Below are 22,497 nucleotides of genomic sequence, written 5' to 3'. Positions count from 1 at the left end.
CCCGGTTGGACTGGTTCACGCCCGAGGAAATCACCGCCATCCGGCTGAGCCTGAAGGTGGCGATCACCGCCGCCGTGGCCAGCCTGCCCTTCGGTGTGCTGGTGGGCTGGCTGCTGGCGCGCCGACGCTTTCCCGGCAAGGCGCTGCTGGATGCGCTGGTGCACCTGCCGCTGGTGTTGCCGCCGGTGGTGATGGGCTACGCGCTGTTGATGACGCTGGGAACACAGGGCGCGGTGGGCGGCTTCCTGGAACGGCATTTCGGCATCGTGTTCGCGTTCCGCTGGACCGGCGCGGCGCTGGCCTGCGCGGTGATGGGATTCCCGCTGATGGTGCGCGCCATCCGCCTGTCGCTGGAAAACACCGACCGGCGGCTGGAACAGGCCGCGGCCACGCTGGGCGCCGGCCCCTGGCGGGTGTTCTTCACCGTCACCCTGCCGCTGGCCTGGCCGGGCCTGGTCGCCGGCACGGTGCTGGCCTTCGCCAAAGCGCTGGGCGAATTCGGCGCCACCATCACCTTCGTCTCCAACATTCCCGGCGAGACCCAGACCCTGTCTTCCGCGATCTACGGGCTGATGCAGGTGCCCGGTGGCGAAGCCGGCATCTGGCGGCTGGCCGCGGTCGCGATCGCCATCTCGCTGGTCGCGCTGCTGCTTTCCGAATGGCTGACGCGCCGCCATCGCGGACGGGAGGAAGCCTGATGCTGCGACTCGACGCGGAACTCAGGCGCGGCGCCTTCCAGCGGCGGGTACGCATCCATTCGGATGCGCGCGTGCTCGCCCTCACCGGTCCTTCCGGCATCGGCAAGACCACCGTGCTCAACGCCATCGCCGGACTCGTCTCGCCGGTGGCGGGACATATCGAAGTGGATGGCCGGGTGCTGTTCGACAGCGCGGACCGCATCGACGTGCCGACCCACCGGCGGCGCATCGGCTACGTGTTCCAGGATGCGCGCCTGTTCCCGCACCTGGATGTGCGCGGCAACCTGCGCTATGGCCGTCATGGCCGCGATACGCCGGTGCGTTTCGGCTTCGACACGGTGGTCGATTTGCTGGGCATCGCGCCGCTGCTGGGCCGGCGCACCCGCAATCTTTCCGGCGGCGAAGCGCAGCGGGTGGCGATCGGCCGCGCGCTGCTCTCGCAACCGGCGATCCTGCTGTTCGACGAACCGCTGTCGGCGCTGGATCAGGCTCGCCGCGAGGAACTGATCCCGTATCTGCAACGGGTGCGCGATGAAATCCGCCTGCCGATCATCTACGTCAGCCACCATGCCGAGGAAGTCCGGCGCCTGGCCGACGCCGTGCATGCGATGGATCCGCAGGACGGCTAACGCTTCGTCGCCGCCACTTCGCCCTTGCCGTTGCGCAGGCTGAAGGTGAAGGCGTAGGCCAGCGACACCGGTACCACCCGCGCCTGCGCCGTCGCCCCCGCGCAGCCGACGCCGTTCCAGTCGCGATCGCGGGTGGCCGCATCCGGATAGTCGCAGAACATCGCCGGCTCGAAACGCCAATGCGCGACAGCGGCCAGCATCGCATCGCGCAGCGAGGCGAACTGTTCCGCGGGCGCGCAGCCTTCCTGCGTCAGTGCGGCCACCCGGGCCGGCTCACCCTGTTCGTCCACCACGAACGACACACACAGCGTTGTCGGCGCGAGTTCGCGCGCGGGATAGTCCGCGGGAAACACCGGCGAAGCATTGGCATGCGGTTCCGGAAAAGCGAATGCCTGATGGGCCGCCATTTCATAGCGGGCGCCGCCTTCGGGCAGGATCAGGCGGCGCTCGACACTGTCGATGCGAGTCTCCCCGGGCGCGCTGGCGCAGGCTGCCAAGGCGGCGATCGTCAACGTCGGCAGCACGCGCGATGCGATCGCGCGCGGGGTGTTCTTCATCGCCACTCCCTCCCTGCTTCGTTGCGCATGGGTCCCTCGGAGGCGTACCCGTCCTGTTGGGTATCGGCCTGCGGTTCATCCAGCGAGAATTCCACCGGCACCCGGATCGTGGAGGCCACGGCCCGGCCCCCCTCGATGGCGGGTTCGATGTACCAGCCCCGCGCCGCGGTCATCGCGGCCTGATCGAGATCCTCGAAGCCGGAGCTGCGGTCCAGGGCCACCCGCGTCACCCGTCCGTCCGTTCCGATGTCCAGCAGCATCACCACTTTGCCCTCGTGCCTGCTGACGGGATACCGCGGTGGTGCAAGCTTCGAGTGATCCACGCGACGGTCGAACCCGTTCGCTGGCATGTTGTCGCGCACGAATGGCGATGCGATCGCCGGCTCGCGGGCAACCATGAGTTCGATCGCCAGCGGAACGGTTCCATCCTCACCCCCGAGGCGTATTCCCGACGGCTTGCCCAGCTCGACCACGAGTTCCGGCTTTCCCGCCGCCTTTCCCGCAATCTCGATCTCGGTGAAAACGCGTGCCTGGCCGGCGCCCGTCGGCTCGATCCGGAACACGCCCTTCCAGGTCCCGCCGGCATCCGTCGCGCCCGATACCGCGAACGCTTTCCCGGGATGCTCGCGAATCTCGAACGCGCGGGTCGCACCCTCCACGCTCACCTGCAGAGCAATGTGATACAGGCCCTCCTGCGTAGTCGCCGGTCGCTGCGCCGGTTGCGCGGCCCAGGCACCATAGCCGGCCGCCGCGGCCAACGCGGCGACCAGCAGCGTGGCCAGCGCGCGGCGGCGGGCGGAGGGAAGCTTCTTTCCCAGCATCGTGATCCTCTCCCTGAGCGGATGCGGCGCGGGCCAGTGGCAGGCCAGCGGTACCGGACCGATGTCCAGTTGTCCCTTCAGCATGGCCTCCCCGTAGGCGCGTCGCGCATCGGGATGGCGGCGGATCACATCCTCGTCGCAAGCGAGTTCCTGATCGATGCGGAAGCGACGCGCAGCCAGATGCAGCAACGGATTGAACCAGTACACGCAACGCAGGGCGGCGACGCATGCGTTGGCGAACAGATCGCCACGACGGACATGAAGCTGTTCATGGCAGGCAATCAACGTCCGCTCCCGCGCCAGATAGCGGGATTCGTAGTCGGCGGGCACCACCACGCGGGTGCGGAACAGTCCGACCGCCGCCGGCAGCCCACGGGAGGTTTCCGCCATCCACAGCCCGTCCGTGCGCCGGTGCAGTTTCCCCAGGCCGCGCACGAAGCGGTGCTGCTGCATCCACAACCATGCGGCCATCGCCACCATGCCGCCCAGCCAGATGACCAGCAGGAAGGCTTCCCACATCAAGGCCAGGGAAGGCGCCGTTGCGGCAGCGGCGGCCCGCGTCGGCATCAGCACCGCAGCTATCGCGCCCCATTCCATCGGCACTTCACGCGCGGGCAGCAGCACCGCCGCCGCGGCCGCAGGTACGCACAACCATGAAGCGTAAGCGGCACCGGCTCCGAGCCATCGCCGGAGCGGAGCGCGCAGCACGTGCAGCAACAGGATCATCGCGGACGCGGCCAAGGTGGTCGTCAGCAACCCATGCAGGACATCACTGCTCATCGTCGAGCTCCGCGATCAGTTTCTTCAGCTCGGCGATGTCCGTCGGCGACAACCGGCCACGCTCGCTGAAATGCGCCACCAGCGGCGCCACCCGGCCGCCGAACAGCCGTTCCAGCAGGCCGGCGCTCTGTTGTTGCACCCAGTCCCCGCGGGCCAGCAGCGGCGAGTAGAGATAGCGACGCCCCTCCTTCCGGGCCTGGATGGCGCCCTTGTTGAGCAGGCGATTGAGCAGGGTCTTCACGGTCGGCTCGGCCCAGCCCGTCTGCGCGGACAGCGCCGCCAGAACCTCGTCGGCGCCCTGGGGATGCTTTCCCCACAGCACCTCCATCACCACGGCCTCGGCATCGCTGATGGGCATTTTGTTTACGCCTGTAATTTTTATCGATTACGCGCGTAATCGAATTACCTGTCAAGTCCCCCGCCCGCGCTTCCCTTCGAACGCCCCTCACCGGCTTTCGCCTAAGCTTGCGCGCATGACCGTTCACCTGGACTCCCTCGACGACGCCGTCGACTTCATCCTCCAGCACACCCCGCAGACACTGCGCATGGGCGCGCCGCTGGGCATCGGCAAACCGCACCGGCTGATCAACGCGCTGTACGCCCGCCTGGAGCAGGATCCGACGCGTCCCTGGTTCTTCTACACCGCGCTGTCGCTGGATCCACCGCGGGCGCACGCGGGGCTGGAAGCACGCTTTCTCGGACCGTTCGCCGCGCGCCATTTCGGTGACGACTTCCCGCGCCTGGCCTATGTGCAGGCGATGAAGCACGACGCGTTGCCGGCGCACGTCGAGATCGAAGAGTTCTACATGCAGTCCGGGGCATTGCTGGGCTCGTCACAGGCGCAGCGGCACTACGCCAGCCTCAATTACACCCACGTGGCGCGGGCGCTGGGCGAGCGTGGCCTCAACCTGATCGTGCAGAAGGTCGCGCGTGAACCCGGCGGGCGGCGCCTGTCGCTGTCGTGCAACAACGACCTCACCCAGGACGCGGTGGACGCCGTGCTGGCGCGCGGCCTGCCCCGCCCCCTGCTGGTGGCGGAAGTGGATCCGCAGCTGCCCTGGCTGGGCGGTACCGCCGCGGTGGAAGAAGACTACTTCGATGCGGTGCTGACGCCCCCGGGGCCATACCCGATGCTGTTCGGGCTGCCGCGTCAGCCGGTCTCCGATCCTGAGTACGCCATCGGCCTTTACGCCAGCGCGCTGGTGCGCGACGGCGGCACCCTGCAGATCGGCATCGGCGCGTTGGCCGATGCGCTCTCCCACGCGCTCGTCCTGCGGCATACCGACAACGTCGCCTATCGCGAGGTGCTGGCGGCGCTGGACCCCGAACTCGAACGGCACCCGGCGGTGATCGAGAGCGGCGGCCTCGGCCCGTTCGCCATCGGCCTGTACGGCTGCAGCGAAATGGTCAACGAGGGTTTCAAGCGGCTGGTGGAAACCGGGGTCATCCGCCGCAAGGTGGTCGACGACGAACTGCTGATGCAGCGCATCGCCGACGGCACCGCCAATCTCGGCGACCACGCCCGTCTGCAACGCGATGGCGAATACCTGCACGGCGCGTTCTATCTGGGTTCGCCCGACTTCTACGAATGGCTCCGGCATCTGCCGGACGACGAACGCCGCGCCATCGGCATGCGCCGCATCGGCAGCGTCAACCAGCTCTACGGCGGCCATGAATCACTGGAGCGCCTGCAGCGCCGCGAAGCCCGCTTCTTCAATTCCGCCATGATGATGACCGCGCTGGGCGCGGCGGTCTCCGACGGCCTGGAAGACGGCCGCGTGGTCTCCGGCGTCGGCGGCCAGTACAACTTCGTGGCAATGGCGCACGCGCTGGAGGACGCGCGTTCGGCGCTGCTGTTCCGCGCCGTCCGCGAGGCCGGCGGCAAGCCGCAATCGAACGTGCGCTGGAACTATGGCCACACCACGATCCCGCGCCATCTGCGCGATCTCTGCATCAGCGAGCACGGCATCGCCGACCTGCGCGGCCGCAATGACGAGGACTGCGTGATCGCGATGGCGGGCATCACCGATGCGCGTTTCCAGGCGGGTCTGCTGGAGGAGGCGCAACGCAACCTGAAACTTCGGCGCGGCTTCGTCCCGCCGGCGCGATGGAACGACAACACGCCCGCGCACCTCACCGCGTCCCTGCGCCGCTTCCGCCATGACGGAACCCTGCCCGACTATCCGCTGGGCAGCGATTTCACCGAGGTGGAGCAGCGTCTGGTGAAGGCGCTGTCGTGGTTGAAGGGCCAGACAATGACACCGCTGGCAAAAGTGGGCACCGTGTTGCGGGCGTTGTCCGCGGGCGCCGGGGAGCCCGAGGCGATGGCGCGGATGGGGTTGGCGAAACCCACGGGATTGGGGGAATGGGTGGAGGCGAGGTTGTTGGCGTTGGGATTGCGGGAGACGCTGCGATAGTTTCGAGATTGCTGTTTTCTAGTTGGCGCTGGCGCGGTGGTTGCTATCGGTTGGCGTAGGTGGCGCGCTCGCCGCGGGGCATTCTTTCTTTGCTTGTGCAAAGAAAGAATCAAAGAAACACACCCCTGGCGGCGTGCCCTGCGCTGCGCTCCGGGTCCGCAATCGTTCCGGGAATTTTCGGAAGGGGCATCCTGCCCCTGCCGAAAACGGCGCACGTCCTGTGCGCCGCCCTGCGGGTTTTACCCGGCCCGCTTGCCACGCCTGAACGGGGCCCCGAAGAGCAAAGGCAACAGCGATTGCCGAACCTCGTGAAGGTATCGCTATAGCGCTTTGGCTTTGGTTTTGGACTTTGCTTCCAGGCCCCCTTCCGCAGCGGTGGCGACGGTGGGCAAACCCGCAGGGCGCCGCACAAGGATGTGCGGCGTTTTGGGTCGGCACAGGATGTGCCGTCCCAAAATTCCCGCCGGCGACACGAACCCCAGCCGCCACGCGGCTGGGGCGCGAAGGCCGGGGTGTGCTTTCTTTTGGTTCTTTTCTTTGCACAAGCAAAGAAGCGCTCCTCAACAGCCGAATGGCTGGTCAAAGAATGCCCACGGCAGCGCGCCATCTACGCCAACCGATAGCAACACCGCGCGTCAGCGCCAGCCCCAGATGCGCAGGAGAGCAAGATATCGCTACAAAGCGGTATGTCCCCGCGCCTTTGTCATCAGATCAATAATTCGCAGACATGAAAAAAGCCGGGCTCACGCCCGGCTTTTCCATCATCACAAGGAAGCAGAACTTACCCCAGCGACTTCGCCGCCTCGATCACCTTCTCGACGGTAATCCCGAAGTGCTTGTACAGCGCCTCCGCCGGCGCCGACGCGCCGAAGCTCTCCATGCCCACCACCGCGCCATCCAGGCCTACGTACTTGCGCCAGAAATCCACCGTCGCCGCTTCCACCGCCACGCGCCTGCGCACCGCCTTCGGCAGCACCGCCTCGCGGTACTCGGCCGGCTGGCGATCGAACACGTCGGTCGACGGCATCGACACCACGCGGGTCTTGATGCCTTCCGCATCCAGCGCCGCCTTGGCCTGCGTCGCCAGGCCGACTTCCGAACCCGTGGCGATCAGGATCACGTCCGGAGTGCCGGCGGCATCCGCCAGCACATAGCCGCCGCGCGCGATGTCGGCCACCTGCGCTTCGCTGCGCGCCTGGTGCGGGAGGTTCTGGCGCGAGAAGATCAGGCAGCTCGGACCGTCACGGCGGACGATCGCCGCCTTCCACGCCACCGCCGACTCGACCGCGTCGCACGGACGCCATACATCGTTGTTGTGGATGTAACGCAGCGAAGCCAGGTGCTCGACCGGCTGGTGGGTCGGACCGTCCTCGCCCAGGCCGATGGAATCGTGGGTATAGACGTGGATCGCGTGCGCCGGGATCAGTGCGCTCATGCGCACGGCGTTGCGCGCATAGTCGCTGAACACCAGGAAGGTCGCGTCGAACGGCAGGAAGCCGCCGTGCAGCGCCAGACCGTTGCTGATCGCGGTCATGCCGAACTCGCGCACGCCGTAGTACACGTAGTTGGCGTTCGGATCATCGGTGGCGACCGACTTGCTGGCCTTCCACAGGGTCAGGTTGGAGTGCGCCAGATCCGCCGAACCGCCAATCATTTCCGGCAGCAGCGGGGCGAATGCTTCGATCGCCAGCTGCGAAGCCTTGCGCGAGGCGATCACCGGGCCTTCGGCCTGGGTCCTGGCGATGAAGGCGTCGGCGGCGGCCAGGAAGCCCTCCGCCAGTTCGCCGTGCGAGCGGCGGCTCAGCTCGGTGGCCTGCTCCGGATACTGCGCGGCGTACTTGTCGAACAGCATGTTCCACTGTTCCTCGCGCACCAGGCCAGTGTTGCCGGCGCGCCAGCCGTCGTAGATTTCCTGCGGGATCTCGAACGGACCGTACGGCCATTCCAGCGCCTTGCGGGTGGCTTCCAGTTCTTCCTTGCCCAGCGGCGCGCCGTGCGATGATTCCTTGCCGGCCTTGTTCGGCGAACCGAAGCCAATCGTGGTGCGGCAGCAGATCAGCACCGGCTTGTCTTCCGACTTCAGCGCGGTGTCGATGGCGGCCTTGATCTCGACCGGATCATGGCCGTTGACGTTGCGCACCACCTGCCAGCCATAGGCCTCGAAGCGCGCCGGGGTGTCGTCGGTGAACCAGCCGTCGGTGTTGCCATCGATCGAGATGTGGTTGTCGTCCCAGAAGCAGACCAGCTTGCTCAGGCCCCAGGTGCCGGCCAGCGAAGCGGCCTCGTGCGAGACGCCTTCCATCAGGCAGCCATCGCCCATGAACACCCAGGTGCGGTGATCGACGATTTCGAATTCGGGGCGGTTGAAACGCTGCGCGAGCAGCTTCTCGGCCAGGGCGAAACCGACCGCGTTGGCGAAGCCCTGTCCCAGCGGGCCGGTGGTCGTCTCCACGCCGGGGGTCTCATGGCGCTCCGGATGACCGGCGGTTTTGCTGTGCAGCTGGCGGAAGTGCTTGAGTTCTTCCAGCGGCAGGTCGTAGCCGCTCAGGTGCAGCAGCGCGTACTGCAGCATCGAACCATGGCCGTTGGACAGGATGAAGCGATCGCGGTTGAACCAGTGCGGGTTCTTCGGGCTGTGGCTCAGGTAATCGTTCCACAGTACTTCGGCGATGTCGGCCATGCCCATGGGCATGCCGGGATGGCCGGACTTGGCGGTTTCCACCGCGTCGGCGGCGAGGAAACGGATGGCGTTGGCGAGCTGGCGGCGGGAGGGCGTCGTCATGAGGAGATCGGGGCTTTGGAGTGGCGCGCCGGAATGCGGGCCACCCATTGTCCCATAGACCGCCGGCCGGACTGAATCGGCGGAATCGCCCGGCGAGCCGAATCCCTCCATGAATCAGTGACTTGCGGAGACCCTGGATTTCCTGTCTTCAGTGTTTCCCGGCCGCGAACGCCGACGCCCCGCGATAAGCGGGGCGTCGGGAGCGGTTCGGCGAGGTCACGGACTCAGGCGTGACCGCGATCGGCCTCGCCCTTGGACACCATCGCCGCGATGGCGATGTCGCCGGTGACGTTGAGGGTGGTGCGGCACATGTCGAGGAAATGGTTGACGCCCAGGATCAGGCCGATGCCCTGCGGCGGCACGCCCACCATGCCGCAGATCATCGCCACCACCGGCAGCGAACCGGAAGGCACGCCGGCCGTGCCGATGCCGCCGAGGATGCAGACCAGCATCACCAGCACCTGCTGGAACAGGCTGAGATCCACGCCGAAGAACTGGGCCAGGAAGATCACCGTCACGCCCTCGAACAGCGCGGTGCCGTTCTGGTTGGCGGTGGCGCCGACGGTCAGCACGAAGCGGGAGATCCGCGGCGGCAGGCCGAGCTTCTCTTCCGCCACCCGCAGCGAGGTCGGCAGCGTGGCGTTGCTGGACGCGGTGGAGAACGCCAGCACCATCGCTTCCTGGGTACCGCGGAAGAACGCGCGCGGCGAATAGCCGCCGATCGCGCGCAGCGCGATCGAGTACACCACGAACAGGTGCAGGGCCAGCGCAAGCACCACCACGCCGACGTAGCTGGCGAGCTTGAACAGCAGGTCCCAGCCGAACTTCGCGGCCAGGTCGAACATGAAGCAGAACACCGCATACGGAGCCAGGCGGATCACCAGGCCGATCAGGGTCATCGAGACGTCGAACAGGCCCTGGATGCCCTCGCGCAACGTATCGGTGGCCTTGCCGGGCGTCAGCACCATGCCGATACCCAGCATCAGGGCGAAGAACATCACCGCCAGGATCGTGTTGTCGGCGGCCGCCTTGATGACGTTGTCGGGCACGATCGACAGCAGCATGTCGAGCCCGTGCGGCTGCTCGTGCGTGCTGGCGACGATGGCGCTGGCGCGCTGCGCGCCCTCTGCGAGCAGGTGCTGCGCGGTCTCGCGGTCGATGCCGCTGCCCGGCTGCAGCCAGTTGACCAGCAGCAGGCCCAGCACCACCGCGATGGACGACATCAGCACGGTGTAGCCCAGCGTGCGCCAGCCCACCCGGCCGAACGCCCGGATGTCGCCCATCTCGGACACGCCGACCACCAGTGCCGAGAACAGCAGCGGCACCACCAGCATGAAGATCAGGTTGAGGAACAGTTGCCCGATCGGGCCGGTCACGTAACTGGTGATCAGCTGGACCCACGGCGTGCACTGCCAGGGCAGTTCGGCGGCCCCGGCGACGCAGGCCGGGCTGCCGGCGCCGGCGGCGGTCAGCTGGCCGATCCCCGTCATGTACACCAGCAATCCCATTGCCAGGCCGGCGATGAAACCGATCGCCATTTTCCAGTGCAGCGGTAGCTTGTTCTTGCCGGCGGTCGGTGCTTCGGTCATGGGGCGGGCCTTCGGAACGAAGCATCCAGCTTAGCAAACCTCGTCCACGCGGCCGTTGTGCGCCTGCGTCAGCCCTGTTTCGGCGACGGATACAGCGGTGGCAGCGGTGCCTGCGGCGGTTCGATCGCGTCCACCCACCGTGGGCCTTCGGCGAAGGCCGAGCGCAGGGCATTGCGCGCCGCGCTGCCGTCGCCGTCGGCCCAGCGCGCGCGCCGCAGTTGTTCCACCGCATCGCGTTGCGCCGATGGCCGCAGACGCCGCACGAGTTCATCCAGATCGGCGGCCGGCGGGGTCGCCATGCCCCGCAGCACATCGCCCACTTCATCCAGACTGCCCGTATCCAGCGCACGCTTGAGATCCGGCAACGCATGGCGCGCCGTCGCGACGGCCTGTCCACGGACACGGCTGCCGGACGGCGGCGGCACGCGACGGCGCTGCAGCGCCCACAGCAGGGTGATCAGCCAGAGCACCGCGAACATGACCGCCAGCCATGGCCAGATTCCGCTGCCGTCGAAACCGGCAGCCGGGCTTCCGGCACGGGAGCCCGATACGGAAGCCGGCCCCGGCGCGATCGCCGGCGTACTTGTAGCGGGCGCACCCGCGCCGACCTGCAGCGGCAGATCCGGCAGCCGGGCCATCTTCGCGGTGCCCGCGGCCACGTCCCACCAGGGGATCCCCAGGCCCGCGACGGTCAGGCGGCCCGGTCGGTCCGGCACCACCGCGTAGCGCTGGGTCCATTTCACCTGCGGCGTCCCACCGGTAAAGGTTTCGTCGTACTGGACGGGTTCGGCGAACACCTGCGCCCCCGGCACGGACGGCAGGGGCATTTCCGGCAGCTGCGCCTGGGTGGCGCCCTGGGCGACGCCTTCGACGATGACAGTCGCGGCCTCGCCTGCGCGCGCAGATGTCGGCGCGCCGACATAGCGCAGACGCAGGTCCCTCAACGGCAGCCAGGGCTGCGGCACGCCCGTGGGTTGCGGACGCACCGTCAACATGCGCGGCGCTCCCGCCACCCGCAACTCGCGTCGCCCGTTGCCCACCAGATCGTCGAACCAGCCGCCCGCCCCGCGTCCGTTGAAGCGCGGCGCCGGCAGGGTCAGGGTGCCGCTGCGCTCGGGCACGAGCAGGTAGCGTCGCTCGATGAGGTTGTAGCGGCGGCCGTTGATCTGCTGGCTGCCCTGCACGTCGTCGCCGATCTTCTGCAGCACGGCGCCGTCCGGCGCATCCAGATCCAGTTCGCCCGATACCAGCGGCACGCCATAGAACAGGCGCAGCACCACGCCCACGCTCTGCTGGACGAACGGAGAGGCGTCATCCACTTCGGTTTCCAGGAAGACATCGGCATTGCCGGCACGGGTGGCGACCGGCGGCGCGGGACGGACGGTGAGCGCGATGGGAGCCGTGCGCTGATTTCCGACCTGCAGCGCGGGAATCACCAGGCTGCCATCGCGCCGGGGCTGCAGCGTGATCTGGTAGACCACCCGCGAACTGCTGACGCCATTGGTTATTCCCAGCGAGCGTCCGCTGGTCTGGTCCAGCAGTTCGAAATCCTGCATGAGCGGGGTCAAATCGGGCGCGGCCGCCGCGCCGGTCGATTCGATGCTCAACACGACCGCGTCGCCCAGATCGATCGGATTGCGATCCACGCGGGCCTGTACCTGCGCCTGCGCGGTCCATGGCGCCAGCGCCAGCACCATCCACACGAACACGCCCAGTACGCGCGACCACCACGGTTTCATTGCCCTTCCCTCATCCGACGCTCGTGTTCCAACTGGAATTTCGCCTTCAGCAGGCCACCCGGGTCATCCGGTACCCGCTTCAACCAGGCCTGCAGGGCCTGCCGGCGCTCGCGTTGCTCCGGTGTCTCGTCCGCGGGCGCCTCTCCTTCCGTCGCCTTTCCGGGCGGCTCGCCGGAACGCTGTTTGGCCAGTGCCTGGCGCATGCGTTCGCGCTGTGCCGCATCCGCGGCCTGCTGCGTCTTCGGATCCGCCGCGGGATCCGACGGAGGTTCCGCCGCACGCGACGCCGACTGAGCGGGTGGCGGCGATGATGGTTGCGATGGCGATGGGGATGACGGTTGGCTGGGCGTCGACGATGACGATGCGGGTTTGGCGTTGTTGGCCGCACGCGACGCGTTCGGCGAGCTGCCGGCGCTGCCGGACTCCCGTCCGGACGAATCCTTGCCTGATTGTCCCTGTCCCTGTCCCTGTTGGCGCTGGCGCGCGCGATCGACCGCGCTGCGATTGGCCGCGGCGTCCGCCATGCCCGGCTGTTTGCGCAGGGCCCTGTCGTATGCGCCGATGGCTTCGTCGTACTTGCCCTGCTTGGCCAGCGCGTTGCCCAGGTTGTACTGCGCCTCGGCACTGTCCTGCCCCGCGAACGCCTGCTCCGCCGCGGCGAAGTCCCCGTTGCGGTAGGCCTGGACACCCTCCGCCATCCTGGCGTGCTGCTGCTGATCCGCGCGACGCCACCAGCCGCCATCGGCGGCCTGCGAGGGCATTGCCCACAGCAGCGAGCACGCGCCCAGCAGCACCAGCGCCGCACCACGCCGGAAGGCGAGCAATCCCAGCAGCATCAGCGGCGGCAGCAGCCAGTAACCTTCATCCAGCCAATCCCTGCCGCGCCCCTCCGACGCCTGGCGGGCATCCAGGCTCTCCGGCGCCAGTACGCCGAGTGCTTCCAGATCCGTTTCGTCGCGTGACAGCGCCTGGAAACGCCCGCCGCCGCGAGCCGCCAGTTGCCCCAGCGAAGCGGCATCCAGGCGCGCACGCCCGAGCGAACCATCGCGCGCGCGGTAGGCGGTGCCGGCCGCGCTGCCCAGGCCCAGCGCGGAAACGCGATAACCCTGCTTCGCGGCCTGCGAAGCCGCTTCGAGCGCGGCGGCATCGGCATGGTCACCGATCAGCAGGATCTCGCCTTCGCGGAAGCCCGCCTGCTTCAGCAACCTCGTCGACCACGCGATGGCGCGATCCACGCGCTGCCCGTCCGCCGGCATGATGTCCGGCGCCAATGCATCTAGAAAGAGGGCGACGTTGCCCGCGTCCTCGGTCAAGGGCGCCACGGTGAAAGCGTCTCCGGCGAACGCGACCAGCGCGATCTGGCCCCCCTGGCGCTGCCGCAGCAGCGTGGCCAGCTTGCCGCGTGCCTGCAACAGGCGCGACGGCGGCAGATCGGCCGCCTGGCTCGCGCTGGACAGATCCAGTGCAATGACCAGTGGCGCGCGTTGCTCCCACAACGGTTGATCGCCCTGCCGCCAGCTCGGACCGGCCAGCGCCAGCACCGCCAGCACATGGCCCGTGAAAAGCAGCGCCAGTCCCCGCCATCCGGCGCGTCCCGACGCGGCCAGCAGATGCGGCAACAGGTGTGGATCCACCGACTGTCGCCAGACGTTCGAGCGACGCCGGCGCAATTGCCAGCCCCAGCCAATCAACGGCAACAGCAGCAGCAACCACAACGCATGCGGACGCAGGAAATGCAGCGATGCCAGCCATGCGGTCATGCGTACCTCCGTGGCAGTACGAAACCGAGCAGGCCGACGCCCAGCGCGGCCAGCAACGGCAGCGCGTAGCGTTCGACGCGTGGACGCACCTGTTCGCCCGGCTGGGCGACCGGTTCAAGCCGATCCAATTCCGCATAGATGCTCGCCAGCTGTTCGATGTCGCGGGCGCGGAAGGAGCGGCCTCCGGTCATCTCGGCGATGCGACGCAGGGTGGCTTCGTCGATTTCCTCGCCACCCGCACCCGGCACCGGCACCGCCATGCCGAAGAACGAGGTCATGCCACTGCCTCCGAAAGCGATGGTATGCACGCGCACGCGGGCCTGCGCGGCGAGTTCGGCGGCCTTCAGCGGTTCCAGCATGCCGGCGGTGTTCACGCCATCGGTCAACAGGATCAGCACCCGCTGGCCCTTCTCCCGCGCCGACAGCCGCTTGACGGCCAGTCCGATCGCGTCGCCCAGCGCGGTTTCCCTGCCGGCGAGTCCGACCACGCTGTCGCGCAGCTGTTCCCGCACGCTCTGCAGATCCAGGGTCAACGGCGTCAGGGCATAGGCGCGCTGTCCGAACACCAGCAGGCCGACGCGATCCCCGCTGCGACGATCGAGGAAATCCGCCAGCACGGCCTTGGCCGCGGTCAGCCGATCCACCACGCTGCCACCGAGTGCCATATCGGCCTCGCTCATGCTGCCGGACAGATCGACGGCCAACATCAGATCGCGGCCGGCATGCGGCGGCGTCACCGCTTCGCCGAACGTCTGTGGCCGCGCCGCGGCCGCGCACAGCAGAAACCAGGCCAGCCACGCCAACGCCGCCACCCGTCGCCGTCCCTTGAATCCGTGAACGCTGGCGATCGATCGCAGTTGCCCGCCATAGGGAACACGCAGTGCCGCCGACGTGCCGCGAACCGGTGGCAGCAGCCAGCGGGTCAGCCATGGCAACGGGAATGCGAGCCACATCCAGGGCCACGCGAATCCCGCGTACGCATCACGCAGCACCTGCCACCATGACCAGTCACCGATCATCGCCGTCCCGCCATCAGTTGCAGGAAACGCGCTCGCGCAAGATCACGCAGGCGGGCCACCGCATCGGCATCCGCCCGCGGGCGATAACCTCCGTCCAGCAACAGGCGACCATCACCCTGCGAAAAGGCCGTCGTCGCCCCGCCATCCAGGAAAACCAGCCAGGTCTCGCCCTGCAACCGATCCGCCTGCGGATCCACGCGACGAGCCGCACGCCGGAGCAACTCCGACATCGCCGCCACCTGCGCGGCGGGCGCCGCGTTTTCCCCCGACTGGTCGAACCAGCGCGCCCATTGCCGCCGACGCCTGCTGCTGCGCCATCGGCGCAACAGCAGAAGCAGGATCACGAGTCCGAGCACGCCCGCCAACACCCACCAGCCGGGTGCCAGCGGCCACCATGCGGGCGCGCCTGGCAGATGGACATCCCGCAGGACCAGGTCGACCGGCTTCATCACGCCACCTGCGGGCTCGGGCCGCCTGCCGGCAACCACGATTCGCTGGGCGCATCGCCGCGAAGCGCGAACGCCCGCACACCGCGCCGGGGCAGATTGCGCACGGCCGCATCCATGGGTTCCGAAAACAATTGCTCCCAGCGTTGGCGCTGGGCGACGTCGGCCAGATCAAGCTGCACCCGATGCTCGCCCGCCTGGAACGGCAATGCGGCACTTGGCGGCGTCGCCTCCAGTGCGTCGAACAACATCAGTACGCTGATCTCGTGGTGCGCGGCCCATCGCGGCCAATCGCTTTCCGGAATCGCCGCGATGCTGGCGGGATCGGCCAGGATGATCATCCGCGAACCCGGACGCAGCAGACGTACCGCGTGCTCCAGCGCGAACGCCAGGCCCTGATCATCCGCGGGGGGACGCGCATACCAGCGCACCAGCGCGTCCAGCACACGCAACGCCCCGCGCGTACCGGAAGCGGGCGGCACCGGCGCTTCCGCGGCGGTGCCGCGCAACGCCGCCACGCGATCGCCGTCGCGTATCGCGCTCCAGGCCGCCACCGCGCCCGCGCGCGCGGCCTGGGTCGACTTGAATCGCGTGCGGGTGCCGAAATAGAGCCGGGGCGAGGTATCCGCCACGATCAGCGTGAGGCGCTCGCGTTCGGCCTGGAACAGCTTGGTATGGGTGCGTCCGCTACGGGCGGTCAATCGCCAATCGATGTGGCGCACGTCGTCACCGGGGACGTACTCACGGGATTCGGCGTATTCCATGCCGCGCCCGCGCAGGGTCGAAGCCGCAGGCCCGGTGATCGAATGTCGCCCCTGGCGCGCGGGTTTCCGCCGCTGCGCGGCCGCACGCAGCGCGACCAGTTCGGCCAGGGTCGGGGCGATGCCGTCGTCGCTGGTCGCCATGCCGGCGCTCCTCAGGGCAGCGGCACGACGTCGAGCAGCGCCGCGACCAGGCGGTCGCCGTCCCAGCCCTCGGCGGTGGCCTCGTAGCTGGGCAGCACGCGATGGCGCAGCACGTCCGGGGCGATCGCGCGGACATCCTCCGGCGTCACGTAGTCACGTCCGGCCAGCCATGCCCGCGCACGCGCGCACCGCTCCAGCGCGATCGAGCCGCGCGGACTCGCCCCCCAGGCGATGCGGCGGGCCAGCGTCGCGTCGTAACGGGCGGCATCGCGCGACGCCAGCACCAGTTCGATCAGATAGCGCTCCAACTGCGGGGCGACATGCAGATCGAGCACGGCCTTGCGGGCCGCGAACACGTCTTCCTGCGGCATCCGGGTCAGGGCGACCGGGACCGGCTGCAATGTCTCGCGCGCCCGCTCGCGGGCCAGGCGCAGGATTTCGGCTTCCGCCGAAGCTTCGGGGTAACCGATGCGCACATGCATCAGGAAGCGGTCCAACTGCGCCTCCGGCAGCGGGAACGTGCCTTCCTGCTCGATCGGGTTCTGGGTGGCCATCACCAGGAACAGCGCCGGCAACGGATAGGTATGCCGTCCCACCGTGACCTGGCGTTCACCCATGGCCTCCAGCAACGCCGACTGCACCTTGGCCGGCGCGCGGTTGATTTCGTCGGCCAGCAGCAGCGGATGGAAGATGGGGCCGGGCTGGAACTCGAAGCGGCCATCCTGGGGACGCCAGACCTCGGTTCCGGTCAGGTCGGCAGGCAGCAGGTCCGGCGTGAACTGGACCCGGGCGAAGTCCGCTTCTAGCCGGCCGGCCAAGGCGCGCACGGCCGTGGTCTTGGCCAGCCCCGGCGCGCCCTCGACCAGCAGATGGCCATCCGCCAGCAATGCGATCAGCAGGCGCTCGATCAATGCGGCCTGGCCGACAATGGTGTCGGCCAGGTCCTGTCGCAGCGCCGTGAAGGCGGCGTGCAGACGGTTGGCCTCGGACGACGGGAAGGAAACGGCGGCGGAATCTTCCATGGGGCGTTGGCGCGTGGAATCGGAGGGCCATTTTGACCCAAGGACGGGAGATTGGTTCAGGGCCGGCCGGCACCGTTCAGATCATATGCACACGTTCGGGTCGTCCAGCAGGCGGGACAAACGAAACGGGGGCGCAAGGCCCCCGTTCGTCATGCTTTGGCTGTATTTCGCCTTCGATCAGTTGCCGGCGCGCGAGATTCCCTGCTGCGGCGCCACACGCAACACCTTCGGGGTCACGAAGATCAGCAGCTCGGCCTTTTCCTTGCTGCGTCCCTTCTTCTTGAACAGATTGCCCAGGAAGGGGATGTCGCCCAGGAACGGCACCTTGGCGATGCTGGTGCGATCGCTGAACTCGTAGACGCCACCGATGACCACGGTCTGGCCATCGTCGACCAAGACCGCAGTGTTGATCTCACGACGCGCCAACTCAGGAACAGAGCCGAAGTCGCCCAAATCGATGAAGCGCAGGACTTCATCCTTCTTGACGTTCAGATTCAGGAACACGCGATCATCGCTGGTGATGGTCGGCACCACCTTCAATTCCAGCAGCGCCTCCTTGAACTGGACCGTCGGCAACGCGGCGCCGCCGGTACCCTGCGCGGTGACGGTCAGGTAACCGACTTCACGGCCCTGCTTGATGACCGCCTCGCGCTGGTTGGTGGTGACCAGGCGCGGGTTGGAAATGACCTCGCCCCGCCCCTCTTCCTGCAGCGCCTGCAGTTCGATGTCGAGATTGAAATTACGGCCCAGCAGGGTATAGGCGATGCTCGCCGAAGTACCCGTGGTGAAGGTCTTCGCCGGCAGATTGACGTTCAGCCCGCGCGACGCGTTGGCGTTGCCGCTGGCACCGCTGCCGATCGTGCCGGTGTTGTCGCCGTTGTTGTAGCTGCGGCGGCCACCGATGCCGAACTTCGCGCCCAGGTCACGCGCGAACGTATCGGTCGCGATGACGATGCGGCCTTCGATCAGCACCTGATCCACCGGGCGATCGATGACACTGATCAGCTCGCGCATCTGCGCGATCTTCTTCGGAATGTCGCTGATCATCAGCGTGTTGGTGCGTTCGTCCGCGACGAGGCGTCCGCGCGGCGACAGGAAACTGTTTTCCTGCTGGTTGACGCCACCGCTGCCGCCGCCGGACGCACCACCGATACCCTTGGCTTCGGTCAGCGCTTTGAAGATGGCCGCGGCATTGTGGTAGTTGATCTGGATGTAGTCGGTGACCAGATCCTCGCGATTCTCGATCGCGATGCGGGCGTCTTCCTTGTCCTGCTCGAACTTGGCCAGTTCCTGCTGCGGCGCCACCCAGACCACGCCACCTTCGCGGCGCTTGTCCAGGCCCTTGGCGCGCAGGACGATGTCCAGCGCCTGATCCCACGGCACGTTGACCAGGCGCAGGGTCACATTGCCCTGCACCGTGTCGGAGGCGACGATATTGAGGTTGGATTCCTCGGCGATCAGCTGCAGGACGGTGCGGACCGGCACATCCTGGAAGTTGAACGTGACCGGGCGTCCACCGTAGGCGCGGGTGCTCTGCGAGCTTGCGACCTTGGCCGCGGCGCTGGCGACGGCGCCTGCCGCGGTACCCGCCGTGCCCACCGCCGGTTTGTCGGTACGCGGGGTGATCTCCACCACGTATTCGTTACCGGTCTGATAGGCCAGCGATTCGAAAGTGCCCTGCGTGCTCAGCACCAGTTGGGTGCCCTTGCCGCTCGGGCGGGCGTCGACCCGCTGCACCGGGGTCGCGAAATCGACCACGTTCAGGCCGCGCTGCAGGTTGGCCGGAATCTCGGCGTTGCCGACGTCCACCACCACCGAGGACCCCAGATTACGCAGGTCGGGCGCCGCGCCGGCGCGGTCGAACTTGATCACCAACCGACCGGCGCCATCCTCACCACGCCGGAAGTCGATGTTGGTGATGGCCACCTGGCCGGTCGCTTGCGCGCCGGCTTGCACCGTGGACGGCGCGGTGGCGTGGGCCTGAGGTATTGGATTGGCCGCGCCGGCTGCACCCGTGGCGACCAGCAGGCCGATGGCGAAACCCAGGCTCTGGGTCCTGAGCGAAGCCAGGCGCCGGATCGGCCGCAGGCCATTAGCGTTTGAAGCGGTCATCGTGTTTCCCCCAATCATTGTTCTTCAAGCGCGACCGAAGCGGGCCTTTCCAGCCAGCCGCCGGCGCCATCCGGCACCAGTTCGACCATTTCGATGCCGTCCTCGCGCACTGCGGTGACGCGACCATCGCTCTGGCCCATGTAATTACCCGGACGAATCCGATAGGTCACCTTGTCCGGCGCCATCACCAGGGCGATCAGACCCGGTCCCTTGCCGATGGTCCCCACCATGTCCAGGCTGTCCAGCGGATACTGTTCCAGGGTTTCCTTGCGACGGTTCGGATCAGGCCTCAGCCCCCCGTTGTCCACATTGCTCCAGGCGTTGCTGAACGGGTCGCGCAGGCTCTGCGCCGCATATTCGAAGGTTTCAAACTGCTGCATGACCGGCAGTGGATCCAGCGGAGGCGCGGGACGGGCGCGCACGTCCGCCACCCACTTCTCCAGATTGGGGGCATCGCCCGGCGTGCTGGTGACGCCGCGCGCGCAGCCCGCCAGCGATACCACCAGGCAAGCCAGGAGCAGCGGACGGAAAGCGGAATGCATGTTCTTCACTTCGCTCCTGCCTTTGCCGCATCCGCGGCGGCCGCCTTCTCCTGATCCTCGATTTCCTTCTCGTCGAGGTAGCGATAGGTCTTCACGGTACCCGACAGTTCGAGCGCTCCGCGGGCGGTGATCGCGCCCTTGCCTTCCTTCGGCTTCAACGAGATGTCATGCATGGTCAGGATGACCACGCGCGGCAGCGAAGCCACGCCGCTGACGAAGGCACCGAACTGGTGGTAGCTGCCGACCATGCGCAACGCAATCGGCTTCTCCGCGTAGAACTCCTTCGGCGTCTCCGGTCCGGGCTGGAACAGCTCGTTGGAGAGGCCGCTGGACAGCGCCGTCTGCGAGATGTCGATGATCAGATCCGGCATCTCGGTCTTGCTCGGCAGCTGGCGCAGCATCTGCTGCAGCACCTGTTCCATCTGCGCCAGTTGCTGCTTGAGCGGACCCAGGTTGGCGGCGCGTCCCTGCTTCTCCTCGAAATCACGGCGCAACGAGCTTTCCTGGCCTTCCAGCTGGGCGAGATCCTCGCGTTTGCCCTTGATCACCAGCAGGTAGGCCATCACCAGGATGAACAGACCGACGATCACGCAGAAGCCGATCTTGGCGTTCTGCGGCCAGGCGCCGATGTTGTTGATGTCGAGATTCTTGAGCGATGTCTTTTTCTGGCTCATGACGCATTCCCCGGGCTGTTGGCGGGCGTCGGGGCCGGGTTCGCGGGAGCGGCCGGGGTGGTGGCGGGCGTCGCCGGTTGCGATGCCGGCGCGGGAGCGGCGGCCGGGGCCTTGCCGTCAGCGGGGACGACCGGGGTGACCGGCGCGGCGGCGGCGGGCGCCGCGGTCGCAGTCGCATCGGCCACGGGCACCGCGGTGCCATCCGGGGCCTCGCCGTCCTTGCCTTCGGAAGCGTTCGGGTTTGCCAGCCGCACCTGCAGGTTGAACACGTAGGGCAGCGAACTGCTGACGCCGCCGGAAAGCGCCTTGGCGTCCTCCGCCTTGGCTTCGATGATCGCCAGGTCGGGTTTGGTCATCCAGCCGGAGCCTTCCAGCTTGCGCATGTATTCGCTGACCCGGGCATTGGACTGGGCACGCCCCTCCAGGGTCAGCACCTCGCCTTCCTGCTTGATGTTCGACAGCGCCACGCCATCCGGAATCGTGCGCACCAGCGAGTCGAACAGATGGACCATCTGCGAACGGTTGGCCTGCAGTTGCTCGATGACCTTCTTGCGCGCGAGCAGGCGATCCTTCTGCTTGTCCAGCGTCTCGATTTCCTGGATCTGCCCTTCGACCTTCTGGATTTCACCCTTCAGGAAATCGTTGCGCACCATCTGTCCGCTGATCTGGCGGTCGTAGTGGAACCACAGCAGGAACGACAGCATCACGCCGGCCAGCGCGGCCAGGCCCAGCATGGCGTAGAAATCACGCTGCCGCTGGGCGCGTCGTTCGGCGCGCCAGGGAAGTAGGTTGATTCTTGCCATCAGTCAAAGCTCCTCAAAGCCAGGCCGGTGGCAATCATCAGCGCGGGAGCGTCCTGGGCCAGCGCATGCGCCTGGACACGCGGCCCGAGGGTCATCTGCGCGAGCGGGTTGGCCACCACGGTGGGAACGCCGAGCTGTTCCTCCACCATCTCCGGCAGGCCCGGGAGCGCGGCGCAGCCACCGGCCAGCACGATCTGGTCGACCCGGTTGAATTCGCTGCCCGCATAGAAGAACTGCAGCAGGCGGCTGATCTGCTGCACCGTCGCTTCCTTGAACGGTTCCAGCACCTCGACCTCGTAGCTTTCCGGCAATCCTCCCTGGCGCTTGGCCAGTCCGGCTTCCTCGTACGTGAGCCCGTACCGGCGCATCACCTCGTCGGTGAGCTGCTTGCCGCCGAACACCTGTTCGCGGCTGTACAGGCTGCGGCCACGGCGCAGGACGTTCAGGGTGGTCATGGTCGCGCCGATGTCGACCAGTGCCACCACGCCATCCTGCGGAATCGGCAGGTCATTGGCGATCAGGGCGAACGCGTTCTCGACCGCGAAGGCCTCCACGTCCATCACCCTGGCCGTCAAGCCACCGAGCTCCAGTGCCGACTGGCGCAGCTCGACGTTCTCGGAACGCGAGGCCGCAAGCAGCACCTGCACCATTTCGGGGTTGTTCGGCATCGGGCCGAGCACCTCGAAATCGAGGTTCACTTCCTCGATCGGATACGGGATGTAGTTGACCGCCTCCAGCTCCACCTGGGCCTCGAGATCGCTCTCGTCCAGTTCGGCGGGCATCGGGATGATCTTGGTGATGACGGCCGAGCCCGCCACCGCGGCGGCGGCGTGCTTGACCTTGGTTCCGGCCCGCGTCACCGCGCGCCGGATGGCCTCGCCGACGGCCTCGACCTCGACGATGTTCTTTTCCACCACCGCGTTGGGCGGCAGCGGTTCGACCGCGTAGTGCTCCACGCGGTAACGGTTACCGACGCGGGAAAGCTGCAGGAGCTTGACCGCGGTCGAACTGATATCGACGCCGACCAGCGGCGCCTGGCTTCTTGGGATTAGCCCCACGGTCTTTCCCCTTCCGACGGGCATTGGACGGTACTGCTACCGCCGACATTAATAACCAACTTTTTACGCTTGGCAACTTCAGTTTTCGTGGCTGTGCGGCTTGTCACGGTTCACGAAGGTTGTCACACAAGTTACTGTTCCCCC

The 22,497-nt window shown here is 67.5% G+C and carries 19 protein-coding genes; 3 read left to right on the top strand and 16 right to left on the bottom strand.

All coding sequences use genetic code 11. From position 1 onward, the window contains the following. The first annotated feature begins 5 nt into the window (after positions 1-5). Both modB and AC3DEZ_RS19525 read left to right on the top strand, forming a co-directional pair. Positions 6-698, top strand: a complete 693-nt coding sequence (gene modB / locus AC3DEZ_RS19530; RefSeq protein WP_488389682.1) for a molybdate ABC transporter permease subunit — start codon at positions 6-8, stop codon at positions 696-698. After that, entirely contained in the window at positions 698-1,327 is a 630-nt protein-coding gene (locus tag AC3DEZ_RS19525) for a molybdenum ABC transporter ATP-binding protein (RefSeq protein ID WP_447104753.1), read from the top strand. The genes modB and AC3DEZ_RS19525 overlap by 1 nt, the downstream gene beginning before the upstream one ends. On the opposite strand, the gene AC3DEZ_RS19520 is transcribed toward AC3DEZ_RS19525, so the two are convergent. Genes AC3DEZ_RS19520 through AC3DEZ_RS19510 form a run of 3 tightly spaced genes read right to left on the bottom strand, consistent with a single transcriptional unit; the run spans position 1,324 to position 3,843 of the window. Then, the gene (locus tag AC3DEZ_RS19520; protein WP_488389681.1) at positions 1,324-1,884 is read right to left on the bottom strand and encodes an energy transducer TonB; all 561 of its coding nucleotides are present in this window, start codon (positions 1,882-1,884) and stop codon (positions 1,324-1,326) included. The two genes, AC3DEZ_RS19525 and AC3DEZ_RS19520, sit on opposite strands and share 4 nt — an antisense overlap. Continuing rightward, entirely contained in the window at positions 1,881-3,485 is a 1,605-nt protein-coding gene (locus AC3DEZ_RS19515; RefSeq protein ID WP_488389680.1) for a TonB family protein, read from the bottom strand. The genes AC3DEZ_RS19520 and AC3DEZ_RS19515 overlap by 4 nt, the downstream gene beginning before the upstream one ends. Next, positions 3,475-3,843, bottom strand: a complete 369-nt coding sequence (locus AC3DEZ_RS19510) for a BlaI/MecI/CopY family transcriptional regulator (RefSeq protein WP_447104750.1) — start codon at positions 3,841-3,843, stop codon at positions 3,475-3,477. The genes AC3DEZ_RS19515 and AC3DEZ_RS19510 overlap by 11 nt, the downstream gene beginning before the upstream one ends. Positions 3,844-3,958: 115 nt before the next feature. Between AC3DEZ_RS19510 and AC3DEZ_RS19505 the strand changes: the two genes are divergently transcribed. Further along, positions 3,959-5,902, top strand: coding sequence for an acetyl-CoA hydrolase/transferase C-terminal domain-containing protein (locus AC3DEZ_RS19505; protein ID WP_488389679.1), 1,944 nt, complete (start codon positions 3,959-3,961; stop codon positions 5,900-5,902). 781 nt (positions 5,903-6,683) lie between these two features. Here the strand turns inward: AC3DEZ_RS19505 and tkt are convergent. From tkt to AC3DEZ_RS19440, 13 genes are all read right to left on the bottom strand, one after another. Next, a complete protein-coding gene (gene tkt, locus AC3DEZ_RS19500; protein WP_488389678.1) occupies positions 6,684-8,684 on the bottom strand; it encodes a transketolase in 2,001 nt (666 codons plus the stop codon). A 224-nt stretch (positions 8,685-8,908) separates the two neighbouring features. Next, the gene (locus tag AC3DEZ_RS19495) at positions 8,909-10,273 is read right to left on the bottom strand and encodes a dicarboxylate/amino acid:cation symporter (protein ID WP_447104747.1); all 1,365 of its coding nucleotides are present in this window, start codon (positions 10,271-10,273) and stop codon (positions 8,909-8,911) included. Positions 10,274-10,341: 68 nt separating this feature from the next. Further along, entirely contained in the window at positions 10,342-12,012 is a 1,671-nt protein-coding gene (locus tag AC3DEZ_RS19490) for a BatD family protein (RefSeq protein WP_488389677.1), read from the bottom strand. Beyond that, positions 12,009-13,772: a VWA domain-containing protein gene (locus AC3DEZ_RS19485; RefSeq protein ID WP_488389676.1), complete on the bottom strand. Its 1,764-nt coding sequence runs from the start codon at positions 13,770-13,772 to the stop codon at positions 12,009-12,011. Before AC3DEZ_RS19485 ends, AC3DEZ_RS19490 begins: the two co-directional genes overlap by 4 nt. Beyond that, positions 13,769-14,791: a vWA domain-containing protein gene (locus AC3DEZ_RS19480; RefSeq protein WP_488389675.1), complete on the bottom strand. Its 1,023-nt coding sequence runs from the start codon at positions 14,789-14,791 to the stop codon at positions 13,769-13,771. Before AC3DEZ_RS19480 ends, AC3DEZ_RS19485 begins: the two co-directional genes overlap by 4 nt. Further along, positions 14,788-15,240 (bottom strand): DUF4381 domain-containing protein, encoded by a 453-nt coding sequence (locus AC3DEZ_RS19475; protein ID WP_488389674.1) that lies wholly within the window; start codon positions 15,238-15,240, stop codon positions 14,788-14,790. The genes AC3DEZ_RS19480 and AC3DEZ_RS19475 overlap by 4 nt, the downstream gene beginning before the upstream one ends. After that, positions 15,240-16,142 carry a DUF58 domain-containing protein gene (locus tag AC3DEZ_RS19470; RefSeq protein ID WP_488389673.1) on the bottom strand — a complete coding sequence of 301 codons (903 nt, stop codon included), beginning with the start codon at positions 16,140-16,142 and terminating at the stop codon, positions 15,240-15,242. Before AC3DEZ_RS19470 ends, AC3DEZ_RS19475 begins: the two co-directional genes overlap by 1 nt. 11 nt (positions 16,143-16,153) lie before the next feature. Beyond that, positions 16,154-17,164, bottom strand: coding sequence for an AAA family ATPase (locus AC3DEZ_RS19465; RefSeq protein ID WP_447104741.1), 1,011 nt, complete (start codon positions 17,162-17,164; stop codon positions 16,154-16,156). A 177-nt stretch (positions 17,165-17,341) separates the two neighbouring features. Further along, positions 17,342-19,276: a type IV pilus secretin PilQ gene (locus AC3DEZ_RS19460; RefSeq protein ID WP_488389672.1), complete on the bottom strand. Its 1,935-nt coding sequence runs from the start codon at positions 19,274-19,276 to the stop codon at positions 17,342-17,344. Positions 19,277-19,290: 14 nt separating this feature from the next. Beyond that, positions 19,291-19,818, bottom strand: a complete 528-nt coding sequence (locus AC3DEZ_RS19455; RefSeq protein WP_447104739.1) for a pilus assembly protein PilP — start codon at positions 19,816-19,818, stop codon at positions 19,291-19,293. A gap of 5 nt (positions 19,819-19,823) precedes the next feature. Continuing rightward, a complete protein-coding gene (locus AC3DEZ_RS19450; protein WP_447104738.1) occupies positions 19,824-20,492 on the bottom strand; it encodes a type IV pilus inner membrane component PilO in 669 nt (222 codons plus the stop codon). Continuing rightward, positions 20,489-21,295, bottom strand: a complete 807-nt coding sequence (locus tag AC3DEZ_RS19445; protein ID WP_488389671.1) for a PilN domain-containing protein — start codon at positions 21,293-21,295, stop codon at positions 20,489-20,491. Before AC3DEZ_RS19445 ends, AC3DEZ_RS19450 begins: the two co-directional genes overlap by 4 nt. Continuing rightward, positions 21,295-22,353 carry a pilus assembly protein PilM gene (locus AC3DEZ_RS19440; RefSeq protein ID WP_447104736.1) on the bottom strand — a complete coding sequence of 353 codons (1,059 nt, stop codon included), beginning with the start codon at positions 22,351-22,353 and terminating at the stop codon, positions 21,295-21,297. Before AC3DEZ_RS19440 ends, AC3DEZ_RS19445 begins: the two co-directional genes overlap by 1 nt. Positions 22,354-22,497: the final 144 nt, after the last annotated feature.

The organism is Pseudoxanthomonas sp. 134C1, from assembly GCF_057773065.1.
Note: the sequence above shows the minus strand (reverse complement) of the source record. Positions and strands in the feature narration are given on the sequence as shown.